General features: G+C 60.7%; 1 protein-coding gene. It reads right to left on the bottom strand.

Annotation, left to right across the window (positions count from 1 at the left end; genetic code table 11):
• On the bottom strand, positions 1-1378 hold a 1378-nt coding region (locus AB4Z11_RS31795; protein ID WP_442030180.1), incomplete at both ends, for a methyl-accepting chemotaxis protein.

Raw genomic sequence — 1378 nt, 5'->3', positions numbered from 1 at the left:
GTTCTGCTGCGTCACGGTATCCATCTGCACCACGGCTTCGTTGATCTGTTCGATGCCGGCACTTTGTTCGCCGCTGGCGGCCGAGATTTCGTTGATGATGTCGCTCACGCGCTGCACGCTGCTCACGACTTCCGTCATGGTGCTGCCCGCTTGATCGACCAGGCGGCTACCTTCTTCCACTTGCGACACCGAATTGTCGATCAGGTGCTTGATTTCCTTGGCGGCGCTGGCGGAACGTTGCGCCAGGTTGCGCACCTCGGATGCCACCACGGCAAAGCCGCGGCCTTGTTCGCCCGCACGTGCTGCTTCAACGGCGGCGTTCAGTGCCAGGATATTGGTCTGGAAGGCGATGCCGTCGATCACCCCGATGATTTCGACGATCTTGTAGGCCGATTCATTGATGGCGCCCATCTTGTCGACCACTTGCGCCACCACGGTGCCGCCGCGCTGTGCCACTTCGGAAGCGCTGCCAGCCAGCTGGTTGGCCTGGCGGGCGTTGTCGGCGTTCTGGCGCACGGTGGAAGTCAGTTCTTCCATCGACGATGCGGTTTCTTCGAGCGAGCTGGCTTGCTGCTCGGTGCGCGAGGACAGGTCCATATTGCCGGTGGCGATTTCCGCAGATGCCGTCGCGATCGAATCTGTGGCAACGCGCACATTGCTGACGATGCCGGACAGGCTGTTGTTCATGTCGCGCAATGCAGCCAGCAGCTTGCCGGTTTCGTCGTGCGAATTGACTTCGATGTGCTGCGTCAGGTCGCCGGATGCGACGCTCTCAGCGATAATCACGGCGCGGTTCAGCGGAATGGTGATGCTRCGCACCAGCCACCAGCCAATACCCAGGGCCAGCACCAGGCCACCGGCCAGCAGGCCAATGGTCGCCAGGCGGAAGTTGCTGTAGCTGGCCTGGGAACGGTCGTAGTCCTTTTTCGCTTCGCGCAGCTGCAGTTCCACCAGCTCGTCCAGGATCTCGCGCACGGGGCGGAAGGTTTCGTCCATGCGGCCGTAGACAATTTTCTTCATGGTTTCGATGTCGCCAGTGCGTCCAGCAGCCAATGCCGGCTTCAGGCCTTCATTGACGAAGGCGGAGCGGGCCTGGGCGAATTTCTCGGCCATGGTCTTCTCTTCCTGCGTGATGAAGGTATCGGCATAGTCCGCCCACAGCTTGTTGGCGCGTTCGGTGTTCTGTTCCGATTCCGCAATCGCGGCCGGCAGTTTGGAAGGATCATCGCTGAGGGCCTTCGACAGCAGCAGCTGGTTGCGGATGACGACGCGRATCACGCCATCCAGCTGGCCCAGTGAGACGACGCGTTGTTCATACACGTTTTTCAGCGTCAGGTTGAATTGCGACAGGCTGAAAATGCCAGCAATGCCGATCAGG

This window comes from Pseudoduganella sp. RAF53_2 (assembly GCF_052113985.1).
In the GTDB taxonomy this organism is placed as follows: domain Bacteria; phylum Pseudomonadota; class Gammaproteobacteria; order Burkholderiales; family Burkholderiaceae_D; genus Rugamonas.
The sequence above is the reverse complement of the archived record's forward strand: the minus strand, read 5'-3'. Positions and strand labels throughout refer to the sequence as shown.